Raw genomic sequence first — 15,663 nt, forward strand, 5'->3', positions numbered from 1 at the left:
AGTGCCAGCGCGTGGCGTGCCGGGGCCGTTGCCGGGACCACCAGGGCGCATGCCAGGGCCGCCGGCAGGCTGGCCAGGATGCATGCCGGGGCCACCTGGCGGCATGCCTGGGCGAGTGCCGGGGGCGTCGCCGGGCATGCCGGGGCCGCCAGGACGCATTCCCGGGCTGCCGGGAGGTGCTCCGGGTGGCGGGCCACCGAAGCCTTGAGCCGAGGTATGGGGAGTCGCACCACCGTGAGGCATTCCGCCGGGGGGCATTCCGCCGGGGGTGGGACCCGCACCTGTCGGGCTGTGTCCACCCGGCGAGGGGCCGGTGCCGGTCGGGCCGCGTCCACCTGGGACGGGACTCGTGCCCGTCGGGCTCTGTCCGCCGGGAGTTTGACCAGGGCCACCTCGGCCGGACGCCGCGTGAACGGGTGCGCCGGGGCCGGCCGTGCCCATCGGTTGCGCCGGTGTGCCCGGCGGGCGGTTTTGGCCACCGGCCGACGGAGCTCCAGCAGGGGGTCCGCCCGCAGGTGCACGTCCCTGTCCGGCAGGCGCATGTCCTTGGCCACCAGCCATCGGGGCCCCGACAGGTGATCCACCAGCGGGAGCACGACCCTGACCGGCAGCCGACGCACCCGCGGGCGGGCCACCAGCCATTGGCGCCCCAGCGGGAGCACGTCCCTGGCCAGCCGCGGAAGCACTCGCGGGAGCACGCCCCTGGCCGCCAGCCGCCGGGGCTCCAGCAGGGGGTCCGCCGGCAGGCGGGCGTCCCTGACCGGCCGCAGGCGGGCCACCGACGGGCGCACGTCCCTGACCAGCCGCAGGCGGTCCACCAGCGGGTGTCGTGGCGGGGCGAGGCGCACCGGGGCCTGCCGGGCTCGGCGTGGGTGGTGCGCCACCACCGGTGGGCAGACCGGGCGCAGACGGTCGACCGCCCGCAGGCGGAGCGGAAGTCGAAGGCTTTGCCGGACTGGTCGTCGGCGCGCCGGACGGCGTGGTGGAGCCGCCCGGCCTGTCCGGCAGCTTCACCGACGGGCTGGAGACCGAGGGCGTCTTCGGGGAGCCGTTGCCGGAGGTGCCGCCGGGGATCGGGGGCGGTGCCGAGGTGCGGTTGCCCGAGGACGACGACGAGGAAGCCGGTGTGCTGCTGGAGGAGTTGGTGGAGGTCTGGGTCGGCGCGGTCGGCTGGATGCGGTTCATCGACGACGCGACCGACTGGTCGGCGTTGCGCGCGGTCTGGGCGGTTTCCCTGGTCTTGGTGCCCGCGTTGTCCGCGGCGGCAGCGGCCTTCTCGGCGCCGCCGCGGGCGGTCTGGATCGCCTTGTCGGCGTGCTGCATCGCCACCTGGCCGAACACGCCCGCGCTGCCCGAGGTGGCGTTGATGTTCAGCTTGCTCGCGACGCTGGAACGGACCTGGTCACCGCGGTTGGTGATCTTGCCGCCGAGCGACTCGACGGCATCCGGGTCCATACGGGTGCCACGGCCGCCGACACCACCTGGCGAAGACGACGACGGCGTCGATGGTGTGCTGTGACCGCTGTTGCTGCTGTGTGAGCTACCGCCGTGATGAGAGGAAGGCCCCCGAGTCCTGCCGGTCATCAGGCGGTGGCAGGCGGCATGTCGTAGGGCTTCACCGCGTCATACGCGGACTTCGCGTAACCGCCGTACTCCGCGAACCGCTCCAGCCCCTTGACCAGACCCTCCATCTTCTGCGCCAGCTTCGCCATCCGGCCACCGAAGCGGGCCATCGCCGACGCCAGCTTCGACAGCCTGCCCGCGATCTTGGTGGCCATCATCGCCGCGCGCGTGCCCGCATAGCCCGCGAACGCCGCGATGGAACTGCCCAGCGTGACCACCGCCGACGCCGCGGCGATCAACGCGCTCGCGATCAGTTCACCGATCAGGTCCGAGATCCAGCCGAACACCAGCGACCGCAGCTCGCAGACCAGCGCACCGGACAGCGCGTAGATCGCCGCGGTGCCGTCCATGGTCTTGCCCAGCGCCTCGTACTCGCCGGCCATCTGCTCCATCTCACGCTTGAACGCGTCCCCGGCCGCACCCTCCCAGTCCGAGACACCGCGCAGATCCTCGCGGTGCTCCTGGGCGATCATCTTCATCTCGAGCGCGGCCTGCTTGAGCTGGTCGGTGTTCGCGTTGATCTCGTCGGGGTTGCCCAGCAACGCGTCCAGCGGCTCGCGCAGGAAGTCGACGTGCTCCAGCAGCCAGCCGACGCCCGCGGACGCGAGCATGCTCAGCGGGTTCGCCATGGTGGCGACCACGTCCACCACCATGCCGGCACCGCCGAGCGCGACGTCGATGACGTCCGGCCCCTCGCCCTCGGACTCCGACGTCAGCGAATCGACGAAGCCCGCGACGCTGTCCACCACGCCGGCGCCGGTCGACCACGTGGTCGTGCTGTTCTCCTCTGCCACGGTTCCCCCAGGGCCGATCAGCGGTTCTTGAAGATCGAGCCGTCGCCGAAGTCCTCGTCCTCATCCACACTCGGACGTGGCGCGGGACGACGAGCCGGCGGTGCCGGTGCGGCGGTCACGGCGCGTTCCTCGTACTCCTCGTTGAACGCATAGCCCGACGGCTGCTGCTCTTCCTCCTCCGCAGGCGGCAGGTACTCGGTGATCAGGCGATAGGTTTCCGAGCCCTCGCCCTCGACCGCGCCGAACGTCTCCGCGACCTTCACCGCCGCACCACGCTGCGCCCGGCGTGCGATCTCGAGGATCTCCCCCGACAGCTGACCCGGCGCCTTCCGCATGGCCTCCGCCGTCAGCTCCAGGCCGGTCAGCGCACCGTTCGGCGCGACGCTCACCGTGATCGACCCGTCCTTCGACGACGCCGACCCGCCCGCCTGCGCCAGTCCTTCCTGCACCGCGGCAGCCTTCGCCTGCGCCTCGGCGATCTTCGCCTCGAAGTCCCGCATCCACTCCTCGGGCGTCTTCACCAGCACTCCATCTCGCACTCGACCGTACGGCCCAGAGGATTCCACAACCGAGGTCGACGCGTTGCCTGAACAACCCAATCAAGTCCATTCACGTAACGGACTCCGCTCCCGAACCGGTTGCCAAGCCCGATTCGGTCGGCGGACGGCTCCGGTCCGTGGTCGAGACACGGCCGCGAGAGAGAAACCCGCAGGTAGCGGGCCTCCCCGGAACTAGGACCCGCACGTCACGCGACCGGGTGCTGGCGCGCGAGGACTGTCGGTGGCCTCAGTTGGCCCCCGTGCCGTGCGACTCAACGGGAGACCTACGCGATGCTTCCCTCCGCCGACGACGAGCAGTAGCGCACGCCGTTCACCTCGTGGTTCTGGAACGTGACCTTGTAACCGTCCAGCGTCGCGCCTTCGTAGTGCAGAGCCTGCTTGCCGCCCTGCACCACATGCCTTGCCACGCCTGAAGAATCCGTCGAGGCCTGCGCGATCAGGCGCCCTTCCTCACCGCCAGGTCCGGTGGCGCGCGTGTAGAACGCGACCCTGCCGCCGGACACCGGTGAACCGTCCGAGGACAACACGGCCTCCAGCGCGAGCGGCGTGCCGGACGCCGGACGGGCTTCGAGTGCCGAGTCCGTGCAGAAGACGCCGCAGGCGGTCGCTGTGGTCGACGCGGCGACGGCCAGCAGGACCAGCAGGAGGTTTCTGATCACGGACCGAGGTTGGCAGATCCTCGGCTCACGCACTCACGAAATGCGGCAAGAGGCACATCTGTCCTATGAGGAGAGTGGGCCGATGGCGGGAATCGCTTACCACTACAGAGTGCATCTCGGCGTGTGCGGCGCCACGTTGCCCGCGGAGGCCAGCAGACTGGGCGCGTGGACACCAGGAAGCGAGTCGACCCAGCCCGTCGTGGCCGCACGATCCTGGGCGTGTCGTTGGTGCTTACAGCAGTTGTCGCGGGCACGCGCGCCGCAGTGGGGTTCAGCTACGAGGCGGAGACGGAGCTCGCGATCCGCTCGCAGGACGGCCTGGACGTCACCATCGCGCTCCACACCGGACTGACGTACGCGTGGCTCGTCTTCGCGGTGCTCGCCGGCGTCTCCGCGGTTCCGCTGCTCCTCAACGGATCGGGGCGGACGTTCGCGGCCGGGATCTGTTACGCGCTGGGAATGCCGTTGCTGCTGCTGGGCATCGGTGTGCCGGCACCGGTTTCCGCGGTCAGGACGTGGACGTGGGTGGCGTGCGGAACCATCGTGTTGCTCGCGGGTTTCGTGATGCTGACTTCCGGACCGGTTCCACAGCAACGCCGCCGATCTGTGCGAACTCGCTGAAAACCGCGTTCCGTCCTGGCATGGTGTCCGCCATGATCGAGACAGCAAGGCTGGCCGGGTTCTTCGCCGCCCACGGTGTCTGGTGCGTCTCCGAGGGAGAGACGCTGATCCCGTTGCTCGGGTACCTGCACGCCGACGGCGAGTACGGCATGGACCGGTTGATGTTCGACGACTACGCGGAAGGTGCCCGCGCAGGCCAGGACGCGTTGGCGGACGGCGATCCCAGCTGGGTCGGCGCCGTGCTCGTGGCCGACGGCTACATCCACCTCGACCAGGGCAAGACCGACGCGTTGCTGATCGAGGCCGTCCAGTACGGCGCGTACCGGCAGAGCCTGCAGCTGGCCGTGCCCTACCGGCCGGCGCAGGACCCGCGCGGATTCGCCGTGCACAAGCCCAAGTTCATGAACGCGGACTGCGACGACCCGGAGTTCGACGCGATGGCGGAGGCGTTCTTCGTCGGTGCCGCGTCCCACACCGAGGCAAACGCGGTGTGGGACGCGCACCTGGACGAAACCGTCTAGCGCCGACCGGTCACCGTGCAGGTGGCGGTCGCGGTCTTGGCCGGGTTGCTCTCCGAGGTGGCCGTGAGGGTCACCTTGGACGACATCGGCCCACCCGTGCGCCGCGCGTGCACCGGAACGTCGACGCGGCCGCCGAACTTGGCCGTGGCCAAGGCATTCGGGACGGAGACGGACCAGCCGTTCTCCGCCTTCGCCGTCACGCGGTACACGTCACCGTCGAGGTACTGGTCGACGGGCTCCGGGTGCTGGCTTCCCGGCGGCGCGGTGCGACCCGTGTTGGTCAACGGGAAGCGGCACGTCGCAACGCCCGTCCCGTCGGCGCGAGCCGCGGTCGGGGTGACCCGCACGCCTCGCTGCTGCGGGCCGGCGCCGTCGAGCGAGCGGATCGCCACGGTGTAGGACAGCACGCCGCGCGAGTCGCGTTGCAGGTCCAGCACGTAGAAGTGCAGCCGGTTGGCCGTGTCGACGTACTCGTACTCGCTGCCGGAGTTCGTGCCGACGTGGAACAACGCGTCCGCCAGCTGCCGGTAGTCGCCGATCGTGATCGGGACCTTGGTGCCGTCGGGCAGGACGTAGTCGGTCATGCCGATGTCCTGCGGGTTGGCGTCGATCACCCACGTGAACGGGGCCGCGTCCTGGTTCTTCGTCTTGGCCAGCAACACACCCGCGTCCGGAGTGAACGAGTCGGCGCCCATCCTGTCGACGACTTCGAGCGTGTAGTTGTTGTAGCCGCCGCCGTCGCAGAACGGGTTGGTGTTCACGTTGCACGAGGGCGATTTGTCACCGGTGCCGAGCGCGAGGTTGATGCCGGTCAGGCCGGTCGCTCCGGGATCGACCTCGCGGGCGGTGATCTTCGCGATGACCAGGCCGGAGCTGGAAAGCGCTTCCCTGGACAGGCGCAGCACGTTGCGCTCGTCGATGATGCCGAGCTTGATCTTGTTGCGGAACGTCTGCTGCGCGCCGAGAGACGCACCGCCGGTGGCAGGGATCGTCCAACGCGAGTGCGGGCCGCCGGGGCCGTTGAACGAGCCGCGCGACAACATGTCCCACGGGCCGCTGTAGTCACGGCGCGGCGGGCTGCCGTACGGGTTGTTGTAGTTGTCGCCGATGCCCAGGATGTGGCTCAGCTCGTGCGCGTACACGCCCTGGCCCGAACTCTCGGCCTGGGTGGACGAGCCACCGCCCGCGTTGGGCCAGATGCTCGACCCCGCCGCCCACGACGTCCAGTCGACGTACCGGGTCTTCGACCAGTTCGGCAGCGCGGGGTCCGGCGGGCCGAAGTCGTCGGTGACGTCCTCCTTGGTGCGGAACTTCATCATCCCGAACTCCTGCCAGGTGCCGGACTCGTCCTGGCCGGCGGACAGGTAGTAGATGAAGTCGTACCCGTTGGGCACCTCGTTGCCGACGTCGGCGACCCAGGCGGCACGGCCGTCGGTGCGGATGTTGCGGTTGCACGAGTCACCGGCGGGACAACCGGTGCCGCCCTGGAACTCCATGGCGTACTCGTGGTCCTTGCCCGGCATCGTGTACGGGCCGAACGCCTTCAGCTCGACGCCGTAGCGCCCGCCGGAGGTCTCCATCCAGTACTCGTGCACGGTGTGGCCGCGGTTGAGACCGTTCGGCTTGTTGAGGAAGTCCTGGTAGAACTGCGCGACCTGGCCGCGGGGAACGTTGTTGGCCTCCACGCTCGGGTTGCCGAACACCGTGGAGTTCTTCGGTTGCGTGACGACGAACGGCTGGTTCGGGTAGTCCAGGAGAACCAGTGCGCCCTTGAAGTCGCGCACCGAACCGCGGACGGCCGGGTCGGCCCAGTTCGTTCCGGGGATCTTCTTGTAGTCACGTTCCCACGTCATGTGGTCGGGGTTGACCCAGTTCTGCGGGTCGATCGGGCCGGGGAACCCGTCGACGGCGGCCACGCGTGCCGCGTCCCTGGCCTGCTGCCAGGGCTGCTGCTGGGGCCAGTGGTCGAACTGCCACGGATGCGCTGGCTGGTCAGGGGAAGCGGCTGAGTTGCCGGCCGTGATCATCGCGACCGACAACAGCGCGGTGATCATCAGGGCAGGGCGCCGGTGTCTGCGGTCCATACCACCACCGTGGTGCAGAGCCGCCCGCGTCAACCACCGACGATCGTCGGCAGCTTGAGACGTACCGAGGCGCCTCGGCCGTTGGGCACGAACCGCACGGCACCTCCGTGCACCGCAACGATGTCCGCCACGATCGCCAGTCCCAGCCCGGAACCGGGCAGGCCGCGGGCGCCGGGCGCGCGCCAGAACCGTTCGAACGCCACTTCCCTGTGTTCTGGCGGGAGTCCGGGTCCCTCGTCGGTGACCGTGAGCCAGCCGGGCCGGGAGCGGACCGTGATCGTCGAACCGGCCGGGCCGAACTTCACCGCGTTGTCCAGCAGGTTCAGCACGCTGCGTTCGAGCGCGGCCGCGTCGCCGAGGGTCCGCCACTGGGAGCGGTCGACATCGAAGACGTGGTCGTGGGCACGGCTGCGGGCGCGTTTCACCGCGCGGTCGATCACGTCGGCGACGTCGACGGGTTCGCGGGCCAGTTCGCGGTCGTCACGGGCGAGCACGACGAGTTCGGTGACGAGGTCGGTGAACTCCTGGCTCTGGGCCTGCAGACGGTCGAGCACCTCGCCGCGCTGGGGCAGCTCGCGGCCAGTGCGTTCACTGCGCACCAACAGATCGATGTTGGTGCGCAGGCTGGTCAACGGCGTGCGGAGCTCGTGGGCGGCGTCGTTGACGAGATCCCGTTGCCGGCGGCGGGATTCGGCCAGCGCGGCGGTCATCGACGTGAAGGCGCGGCCGAGCCTGCCGACCTCGTCCTGGCCCGAGACGGTGACCGGGGTCGTCAGATCCTCGGTGCGGGCGATGTGTTCGGCGGCTTCGGTGAGGCGTTCCATCGGGGCCAGGGCACGGCGGGTCAACCAGAAACCGAGTGCGGCGACCAGCACCGCTCCGAAGACGGCGACGCTCACGAGCACCCCGGCCAGCGCGGCCAGCGTGTCGTCGATCTCGACGAGGCTGCGGCTGAGGATCAGGACGTCGCCGTTGTCCAGCGGTACCAGCAGAACGCGGACCGACGTGCCCGCCGCCGTCAGGCCGTCGCGGAACGTCGGAGTGGTCACCTGGTCGTCGCCGGGGACGGTGACGGCAGGGTCGACGCCGGGCGGAGCGCAGGTGCTGCCGTCGAGCTTGAACAGCTGGATGCCCTGCAGGACCAGTTGCAGCCCTTGACCGGGAGCGCCCTCGTCGCACCGCAGCTTGAACTCCCGCCTCATCCCCAGCTCCGGTGGCCGCAGGACCGGCGGTGGCAGGCTCGCGAGCATCGACTTGTCCAGCTGCGTGCGCAGGTTGTGCTCGGTCACGAGCCAGGTGACGACGCTGATCCCGGTGATCGCCACGGCCACCACGCACGCGGTGATCAACGCGAGTTTGCCGCGCAGCAGCACCGGGCCCCTCACGACGACTCGCGCAGGATGAAACCGAGGCCGCGCACCGTGTGGAGCAGGCGGGAGCGGCCGCCTGCCTCGGTCTTGCGGCGCAGGTAGCCGATGTACACGTCGAGGTTGTTGGTGCCGTGGTCGTGACCCCAGACGGCGTGCTTGAGGTGCTGCTTGGTCAGCAACCGTTCCGGGTCGCGCAGGAACACCGCCAGCAGGTCGAACTCGGTCGGGGTCAGGTCGAGCCGCGTGCCCGCCCTGGTGACCTCGCGGGCCTGCGGATCCATGACCAGGTCGGCGAAGTGCAACGAGCTCGGGGCCGGTCTCAGGCGGTTCTGCTTGAGCAGGGCGCGGACGCGGGCCAGGAGTTCCTCCAGCGCGAACGGCTTGACCAGGTAGTCGTCGGCGCCGGCGTCGAGACCCGTCACCCGGTCGCCCAGCGCGTCGCGGGCCGTGAGCATCAGCACGGGCAGACGCTCCCCCGCCGCGCGCAACCGGCGGCAGGCCTCCGAACCGTCCACGTTCGGCATCATCAGGTCGAGGATCGCCAGGTCGATGCCGGTGAGCAGGCGCAGCGCCTCGGCTCCGTCGGCGGCGGTGGTGACCTCGTAGCCCTCGAACTCGAGGCTGCGCCGCAGACTGTCCCGGACGTCCGGGTCGTCGTCCACCACGAGCAGTCGCATGGTGGCGACGGTAGAGCCGGAACCTGTGAGTCCGCTGTGTGAAGCGGCCACCTCTCACGAATCTCTCAGCAGAAGCCAAGGACGTTCTCACGACCGCGTCAGCACTCTCGGTGCTGCAGCGAGCACAGCTGCAGTCCACAGTGGAACGGAGAACCAATGGCGGTGAGCACCGCACAGGCCACGGGGACGGTCGACATCATGATCCCCGTCTACAACGAGGAACGCGCCCTGCCCGGTTGCGTCGAGGTGCTGCACGCGTTCCTCGAGGAGCAGTTCCCGTTCGACTGGTCGATCGTGGTGGTGGACAACGCCAGCACCGACAGAACCCTGGCGGTGGCCGAGAAGCTGGCGGCCCGGTACGAGCGTGTCCGCGTGCACCACCTCGACCGCAAGGGCCGCGGGCTCGCGTTGCGGGAGTCGTGGGGCTCCAGCGAGGCGGCCGTCGTCGTCTACATGGACGTCGATCTCTCCACCGGGCTGGACGGGTTGCTGCCGCTGGTGGCGCCGCTGCTCAACGGGCACTCGGACCTCGCGATCGGCTCTCGGCTCGCGCCCGGTTCGCGGACGGTGCGCGGGCCACGGCGTGAGCTGGTCTCCCGTGCGTACAACGCGTTGATCCGGCTGACGCACGGCGCGCGGTTCAGCGACGCCCAGTGCGGCTTCAAGGCGGCGCGGACCGACGTCATCCGCCCGTTGCTCGACCGGGCGCGCGACGAGGCGTGGTTCTTCGACACCGAGCTGCTGCTCCTGGCCGAGCACAACGGTCTGCGCGTGCACGAGGTGCCGGTCGACTGGGTCGAGGACGTCGACAGCCGGGTCGACGTCGTCAACACCGCGATCGACGACATCAAGGGCCTGATCCGCGTGGCGCGCGCCAAGGCCAACGGCACGGCGCTCGTCCGCGGTCTGCCGCAACGGCCCCAGCCCCGCGCCATCCACCCCGACGCCGTGCTGAGCCGCAGCGAGGGCGGGCTCTCCTGGCAGGTGCTGTCGTTCGCGGTGATCGGCGTGATCTCCACGCTCGCGAACCTGGCTCTGTACGGCGTCTTCCGGCTGTGGTGGCCGGTGCTCGCGGCCAACCTCGCCGCCCTGGTCATCACGACTCTCTTCAACACGGAGGCCAATCGCCGCTTCACCTTCACGGCTCGCAACACGGCCCGCGGCAGAACACATCTGCAGGGCTTCGTGGTGTTCGGCCTCTACTACGCGTTCACGTCGGCCGCGCTGCTCGTGTCGCACGCGGCCGTTCCTGATCCGTCCCGTGCGCTGGAGCTGGTCGTGCTGCTCGGCTCGTCGGCCATCGGCACGGCGGGGCGCTTCTTCCTGTTGCGGAGCTGGGTGTTCCGCCGGGTCAACCGAAAGGACCAGGCATGACCGCCACTGCCGAAGTGGCTTCTCCCGCCGAGACGCCGGAATCAGCACGACCTTCCCGTTGGCCGGTGTGGGCGCTCGTCGCGATCTGTGTGGTGGCAGGGGTTCTGTACGTGTGGGCGATCGGCTCCGGCCAGGTCGGCAACCCGTACTACTCGGCCGCCGCGAAGTCCATGTCGACGAGCCTCACCAACTTCCTGTTCGGCTCGTTCGACCCCGCCGGTGTGGTGACCGTCGACAAGCCGCCGATGGCGTTGTGGCCGCAGGCCGTCGCCGTGTGGCTCTTCGGGTTCCACGGGTGGGCGGTGCTGCTGCCGCAGGTGGTCGAGGGCGTGGCGGCGGTGTTCCTGTTGCACCGCACGGTCCGGCTGTGGGCGGACGAGAAGGTGGCGTTGCTCGCGGCGTTGATCCTGGCTCTGACGCCGATCACCGTGGCGATCAACCGGGACAACAACCCGGACACGTTGCTGGTGTTGCTGCTCGTGGCCGCGGCCTATGCGTTCACGCGGTCGGTGCGCGCGAACGGAGGCAGGAAGTGGTTGCTGTGGTGCGCGTTCTTCATCGGCTGCGGGTTCCTGACCAAGATGCTGCAGGCCTGGATCGTGGTGCCGGCCTTCGCTCTCGCCTACCTGGTCGGTGTTTCCACGCCGGTGAAGCGGCGGATCCTCGACCTGGTGGCGGCGGGTGCGGTGCTGGTGGCGTCGTCGTTCTGGTGGGTGGCGCTGCACGCGTGGTGGCCGGGATCCAAGCCCTACATCGGCGGTAGCACGGACGGCGGCGCGTGGGACCTGATCATCGGTTACAACGGTCTCGGCCGGGTGTTCGGCGGTGATGGCAACCGGGGTGGTTCAGGGCCACCTCCGGAAATGGAGTTCGCCGGGCCTGGCGGCGGCGCGATGTTCGGCGGACAGCCGGGGATCACGCGCATGTTCGACGCCTCGGTCGGCGGGCAGATCTCGTGGCTGTTGCCGTTGTGCCTGTTGGTGCTGGGCGCTGTCTCCGTTGCGGGCGTGCTGCGGTGGCGGGCCAAGGTTCCCGGCGATCCCGCCGAACGAGCGGGCTGGTTCATGTGGGGTGGCTGGCTGCTCGTCACGGCCGCGGTGTTCAGCTTCGCGCAGGGCATCTTCCACCCGTACTACACGACGATGATGGCACCGGCGGTGGCGGCGATCAGCGCTGCCGGGATTGCGATGTTCTGGCGTGCCAAGAGCGCTGTGCGGTTCCTGCTGCCGTTGGCCGTCGCGATCACCGCGGGATGGGCGTTCGTGGTGGTGTCGCGGGACCTTTCGTTCCACGGGTGGACTCGCTGGGCAACGCTCGGAGTCGCTGTGGTCGCGGTGGTCGTGCTCGTCGTCGGCCTGCGGAGGGTCGGGCTGGTGGCCGCGCTCGTCGCCGTGCTGCTGACACCCGCGGTGTGGTCCACCGCCACCGCTGCGAGGGCCGGCATCAACGGCGTGATGCCCGCGGCCGGGCCGATCGACCGCAACTTCGGTGGGTTCATCTACCGGAACGGCCCGCCGCCGAACGGCCAGCAGCCCCCGAACGGCCAGCAGCCCCCGAACGGCATGCAGCCACCTGGCGGCATGCAACCGCCCGGCGGCATGCGCAACCGCGCGCCGATGATCGGTGGCCCCGGTGGTCTGCGCGGCGAGCTCACCGACGAGCAGAAGCGGATCCTCAACTACGCCAAGGAGCACAGCGGGGGCGCCGAGATCACCCTGGCGGTCGACGGTTCGGCGCAGGCGGCCTCGCCGTACATCATGGGCTCCGACGAGGTGGTGATCGGCATGGGCGGGTTCTCCGGCTCGGACAACGCGCCGTCGGTCGACCAGCTCCAGTCGTGGGTGAGCGAGGGCAAGCTGAAGTTCGTGCTGGGCGGTGGCGAGCGCGGTGGCCCTCGCGACGGCCGCGGCGGTCGCGGCGACCACGGCCGCCAGGAGTGGATCCAGCAGCACTGCTCCACAGTGGACCCGAGCGCGTACGGCGGATCCACCGAGACCCTGCTGGAGTGCCACGCGTGAGGTGCTGCGCCCAGGCCACGGCCTGGGCGCACTCAATCCCGCGGCCGGTCGTCGGTCGCGGGAACCAGCACCTCCTCCTGCGGTATCTCCTCGTCGTCGAGGCCGAGCATGTGACGCACCTGTTCCCTGCTGGCTCCGAACATGAAGCACATGCCGTCGACGCTAGGCCCACCCCTCACCGCAAGCTTCTCGATTCCTGCCCGTCTCGTGAAATTTGCAGACGCATGGCCACGCGCGAGCATCCTCGTGCTGAGATCTGCGTCCTCAAGAGCGAGAGGGAGGGGCACCATGACCGATCGCGGTGACCGCATTGTGAGCGTGCTCGAGAACGCCTTCGCCGGGCTGATGTCCGCCGACCCTGCCGCGTTCCGGCACAAGTTCCGCAAGATGGCGGCCGAACCGTTCGCGTTCTACAGAGGCAGCGCCTGCCTGTTCTACGCCGACATGGCCGAATTGTCCGATGAGTGGACCGACGACCGCACCAGCCGCATCTGGATCCAGGGCGACCTGCACGCGCAGAACTTCGGCACCTACATGGACTCCGAGGGCACGCTCGTCTTCGACGTCAACGACTTCGACGAGGCCTACCTGGGCTCGTTCACCTGGGACCTCCGCCGCTTCGCCGCCTCGATGGCCCTGCTGGGCTGGCGCAAGGCGTTGCCGGACAGCGTGATCACCGACCTGATCCGCACCTACGTCGCCGCCTACGTGACCCAGGTCCGCGCGTTCGCCGAACGCCCGAACGACGAGCTCTTCAGCCTGCGCCTCGACAGCACCGAGGGCGCCCTGCACCGCGTCCTGCAACGCGCCCGCCTGGCCACCCGAATCGGCCTTCTCGACGAGAAAACCGTCATCGTCGACTACGAGCGCACCTTCCGCCGCGACCGCGAGGGCACCCACGAACTCACCCCTTCAGTGCGCGCCGCCGTCGAAGAGGCCTTCACGTCCTACCTGGACACCATCCCGACCGGCAAGCGAGCCAGCAGCCGGACCTACACCGTCAAGGACGTGGTCGGCCGCAGCGGCTTCGGCATCGGGTCGGCCGGCCTGCACGCCTACAACATCCTGGTCGAAGGCCGCACCCAGGCGCTGGAGAACGACGTCGTCCTCTCCATGAAGCAGGCCAACGTCGCCGCCCCCAGCCGAATCGTCCCCGACCAGCGCATCCGCGACTACTTCACCGACCACGGTCACCGCACCGCCGTCTCCCAACGAGCCCTCCAGGCCCACGCCGACCCGTGGCTCGGCCACACCCAGATCAACGGCGTCGGCTACGTCGTCGCCGAACTCTCCCCCTACGAGGCCGACCTCGACTGGTCCGACCTCACCGAACCCGCCGACATGCTCCCGGTCCTCGACTACCTGGGCCGCGCCACGGCCAAGATGCACTGCGTGGCCGACGAGGACTCCGAGCAGACCCTCGTCGCGTTCCAGTGCGAGGAGGCCATCGCCGCGGTGATCGGCGACCGCTCGGCCGCGTTCGCCGACTCGATCGTCGCGTTCGCCCTCGACTACGCCCGGCAGACCCGCGAGGACCACCGCCTGTTCGTGGACGCGTTCCGGGAAGGCCGGATCAAGGGTGTTGGCTCGACGGCCTAGCTATTCGTTAGATGCGTACTCTGGTGAATATGCGCATCCTCTTCTCGAGTGTTCCGCAGCACGGCCACCTGCTGCCGCTGCTCCCCCTCGCCCGCGCGTTCAAGGAGCGGGGTCACGAGGTGGCCGTGCTGGCCGCCGCCGGCATGGCGCCGGTCGTCGCAGCTCAGGGGCTTGAACTACGTGCGGCCGGGCCGTTGCCGGACGTGCTGCTCGCCGAGGTCGCGCGGCGGACCGGGGCTGATCCGGCGGGTGCTCCTACGCCCGAGTCGGTGGCCGAGTTCTTCGCCGGGACCCGGATCGACCTGACCGCGGACGAGGCGTTCGCGGCGATGGAGGGCTTCGAGGCCGATCTGGTCGTGGCCGAGTTGTGTGACTACGTGGGGCCGTTGGTGGCGGCCGCGCAGGGTGCGCCGGTCGCGACCCTGGCGTTCGGGCCGCCGTTGCCGCCGGTGTTTACTGAGGCCATGGACGGCATGGCTCGCACGCGGCACGACGCGCGAGGTCTGCCGTGGCAGCCGCGGCGGTGGCTGCTCGACACGTGGCCCGCCTCGATGCGGGCGGACGAGTGGCGGCAGCCGGAGGGCTGGTTGCCGTTGCGGCCGGAGGCGTTCAGCCTGCCCGGCGTGAGTGGGGCGAAGCCGGCTGTTTCGGAGCGGGCGCGGGTGCTCGTGACGTTCGGGACGTGGTTCGGCGATCCGGCGAAGCTCAGTCCGTTGCTGCGCAGCCTGTCCACTTTGGACGTGGAGGTCGTGGTGACGCTGGGGCTGGCGGCCAGGTCGGAGGAGTTCGACGTGGACCACGAGCGGGTCACGTTCGTCGGGTTCACGCCGATGGAGGACCTGCTGGACGGTGTCGACGTCGTGGTGACGCACGGTGGGGCCGGCACGACGTCGGCCGCGCTCATGAAGGGTGTGCCGCTGGTGGTGTTGCCGCAGGGCGCCGACCAGTTCTTCCAGGCCGAGCGGGTGGCCGCGGCCGGGGCCGGGATCGCGCTCAACCCTCCTGCGCAGACGCCTGAGGCGTTGGTGGCGGCGGTGAAGACCGTGCTGGAGGACGTGAGCTTCCGGGAGAACGTCACGACGATCGCCAAGGAGATCGCCGCCATGCCGGATGCGAACGAGGTGGCCGTGATGCTGGAAGCTGGTTCATGACGAGGTCCTACCACTCTCCGCGCCGCGCTCAGGACGCCGCCGACACCCGTCGGGACATCCTGGGCGCGGCTGTGGAGTTGTTCTCCGCCAACGGGTACGCGCGGGTCACGGTGGCGGACATCGCCAAGCGGGCCGGGGTCGCGCCGCAGACCGTCTACTCGAGCGTCGGCAGCAAGTCGGAGATCCTGCACAAGATCATCGGTGAGTCGATCAGCAGGAGCGACGCGGCCTCGACCACTGCTGCGATCAGGCGGAGCGACGATCTGGCGACGGCATTGACGTTGCTGGCCAAGGGAACCCGCCTGGGCAACGAGGGCGGGCAGCAGGTCGTCGAGGTGCTCTACGCGGCGATCCCCGCACACGAGGACGGGGCCGCGCTGTGGGAGCAGAGCACGACGGCGTACCGGCAGGCGTTGCGGGATGTCGCCGAACACCTGCACGACAAAGGTTTTCTCGACATGGACGTCGAGAAGGCCACCGACGTGCTGTGGTTCTGCTTCGGGTTCGGGGCGTGGCGGACGCTCGTCAAGGAGTGCGGCTGGTCGTGGGACGAGGCCGAGGAGTGGCTGGCGCGGCAGGCCGTCACGATCTTCGCCCGCTGAGTGCCGGTCG

The 15,663-nt window shown here is 69.7% G+C and carries 14 protein-coding genes; 8 read left to right on the forward strand and 6 right to left on the reverse strand.

The window, feature by feature from the left end; genetic code table 11:
• The first annotated feature begins 829 nt into the window (after positions 1 to 829).
• The gene (locus JOD27_RS14765) at positions 830 to 1,519 is read left to right on the forward strand and encodes a hypothetical protein (RefSeq protein WP_204762818.1); all 690 of its coding nucleotides are present in this window, start codon (positions 830 to 832) and stop codon (positions 1,517 to 1,519) included.
• 64 nt (positions 1,520 to 1,583) lie between these two features.
• Here JOD27_RS14765 and JOD27_RS14770 read toward each other — a convergent pair whose 3' ends face one another.
• The 3 genes from JOD27_RS14770 to JOD27_RS14780 form a co-directional block, all read right to left on the reverse strand.
• Entirely contained in the window at positions 1,584 to 2,417 is an 834-nt protein-coding gene (locus JOD27_RS14770; RefSeq protein WP_204762819.1) for a WXG100 family type VII secretion target, read from the reverse strand.
• A 17-nt stretch (positions 2,418 to 2,434) separates the two neighbouring features.
• Positions 2,435 to 2,938 (reverse strand): YbaB/EbfC family nucleoid-associated protein, encoded by a 504-nt coding sequence (locus JOD27_RS14775; protein WP_204762820.1) that lies wholly within the window; start codon positions 2,936 to 2,938, stop codon positions 2,435 to 2,437.
• A 302-nt stretch (positions 2,939 to 3,240) separates the two neighbouring features.
• Positions 3,241 to 3,636, reverse strand: coding sequence for a hypothetical protein (locus JOD27_RS14780; protein ID WP_204762821.1), 396 nt, complete (start codon positions 3,634 to 3,636; stop codon positions 3,241 to 3,243).
• A 165-nt stretch (positions 3,637 to 3,801) separates the two neighbouring features.
• Here JOD27_RS14780 and JOD27_RS14785 point away from each other — a divergent pair, with 165 nt between their 5' ends.
• The gene (locus tag JOD27_RS14785; RefSeq protein ID WP_204762822.1) at positions 3,802 to 4,257 is read left to right on the forward strand and encodes a hypothetical protein; all 456 of its coding nucleotides are present in this window, start codon (positions 3,802 to 3,804) and stop codon (positions 4,255 to 4,257) included.
• A 32-nt stretch (positions 4,258 to 4,289) separates the two neighbouring features.
• Positions 4,290 to 4,778 carry a hypothetical protein gene (locus JOD27_RS14790; protein WP_204762823.1) on the forward strand — a complete coding sequence of 163 codons (489 nt, stop codon included), beginning with the start codon at positions 4,290 to 4,292 and terminating at the stop codon, positions 4,776 to 4,778.
• Here JOD27_RS14790 and JOD27_RS14795 read toward each other — a convergent pair.
• Genes JOD27_RS14795 through JOD27_RS14805 form a run of 3 tightly spaced genes read right to left on the reverse strand, consistent with a single transcriptional unit; the run spans position 4,775 to position 8,909 of the window.
• A complete protein-coding gene (locus tag JOD27_RS14795) occupies positions 4,775 to 6,862 on the reverse strand; it encodes a M6 family metalloprotease domain-containing protein (protein ID WP_204762824.1) in 2,088 nt (695 codons plus the stop codon). The genes JOD27_RS14790 and JOD27_RS14795 overlap by 4 nt on opposite strands.
• 29 nt (positions 6,863 to 6,891) lie before the next feature.
• Positions 6,892 to 8,247 (reverse strand): sensor histidine kinase, encoded by a 1,356-nt coding sequence (locus tag JOD27_RS14800; protein WP_307830133.1) that lies wholly within the window; start codon positions 8,245 to 8,247, stop codon positions 6,892 to 6,894.
• Positions 8,244 to 8,909, reverse strand: a complete 666-nt coding sequence (locus tag JOD27_RS14805) for a response regulator transcription factor (protein WP_204762825.1) — start codon at positions 8,907 to 8,909, stop codon at positions 8,244 to 8,246. The genes JOD27_RS14800 and JOD27_RS14805 overlap by 4 nt, the downstream gene beginning before the upstream one ends.
• Positions 8,910 to 9,065: 156 nt before the next feature.
• On the opposite strand from JOD27_RS14805, the gene JOD27_RS14810 reads away from it, so the two are divergent.
• The 5 genes from JOD27_RS14810 to JOD27_RS14830 all read left to right on the forward strand — a co-directional run bounded on the left by JOD27_RS14810 (position 9,066) and on the right by JOD27_RS14830 (position 15,653).
• Positions 9,066 to 10,283, forward strand: coding sequence for a bifunctional glycosyltransferase family 2/GtrA family protein (locus JOD27_RS14810; RefSeq protein ID WP_372441696.1), 1,218 nt, complete (start codon positions 9,066 to 9,068; stop codon positions 10,281 to 10,283).
• Entirely contained in the window at positions 10,280 to 12,301 is a 2,022-nt protein-coding gene (locus JOD27_RS14815) for an ArnT family glycosyltransferase (RefSeq protein ID WP_204762826.1), read from the forward strand. The genes JOD27_RS14810 and JOD27_RS14815 overlap by 4 nt, the downstream gene beginning before the upstream one ends.
• Before the next feature lie 288 nt (positions 12,302 to 12,589).
• Positions 12,590 to 13,900, forward strand: a complete 1,311-nt coding sequence (locus tag JOD27_RS14820; protein ID WP_204762827.1) for a DUF2252 domain-containing protein — start codon at positions 12,590 to 12,592, stop codon at positions 13,898 to 13,900.
• Positions 13,901 to 13,929: 29 nt separating this feature from the next.
• Positions 13,930 to 15,051, forward strand: a complete 1,122-nt coding sequence (locus JOD27_RS14825) for a glycosyltransferase (RefSeq protein ID WP_204762828.1) — start codon at positions 13,930 to 13,932, stop codon at positions 15,049 to 15,051.
• Positions 15,048 to 15,653 (forward strand): TetR/AcrR family transcriptional regulator, encoded by a 606-nt coding sequence (locus tag JOD27_RS14830; protein WP_204762829.1) that lies wholly within the window; start codon positions 15,048 to 15,050, stop codon positions 15,651 to 15,653. Before JOD27_RS14825 ends, JOD27_RS14830 begins: the two co-directional genes overlap by 4 nt.
• Positions 15,654 to 15,663 lie beyond the last annotated feature (10 nt).

This window comes from Lentzea nigeriaca, assembly GCF_016907955.1.
Classification (GTDB): domain Bacteria; phylum Actinomycetota; class Actinomycetes; order Mycobacteriales; family Pseudonocardiaceae; genus Lentzea; species Lentzea nigeriaca.

Coding starts and splice junctions, on each gene's coding strand:
- JOD27_RS14790 (WP_204762823.1), top strand. CDS start 4,290: ATGATCGAGACAGCAAGGCTGGCCGGGTTCTTCGCCGCCCACGGTGTC.
- JOD27_RS14795 (WP_204762824.1), bottom strand. CDS start 6,862: ATGGACCGCAGACACCGGCGCCCTGCCCTGATGATCACCGCGCTGTTG.
- JOD27_RS14805 (WP_204762825.1), bottom strand. CDS start 8,909: ATGCGACTGCTCGTGGTGGACGACGACCCGGACGTCCGGGACAGTCTG.
- JOD27_RS14810 (WP_372441696.1), top strand. CDS start 9,066: ATGGCGGTGAGCACCGCACAGGCCACGGGGACGGTCGACATCATGATC.
- JOD27_RS14815 (WP_204762826.1), top strand. CDS start 10,280: ATGACCGCCACTGCCGAAGTGGCTTCTCCCGCCGAGACGCCGGAATCA.
- JOD27_RS14820 (WP_204762827.1), top strand. CDS start 12,590: ATGACCGATCGCGGTGACCGCATTGTGAGCGTGCTCGAGAACGCCTTC.
- JOD27_RS14825 (WP_204762828.1), top strand. CDS start 13,930: ATGCGCATCCTCTTCTCGAGTGTTCCGCAGCACGGCCACCTGCTGCCG.
- JOD27_RS14830 (WP_204762829.1), top strand. CDS start 15,048: ATGACGAGGTCCTACCACTCTCCGCGCCGCGCTCAGGACGCCGCCGAC.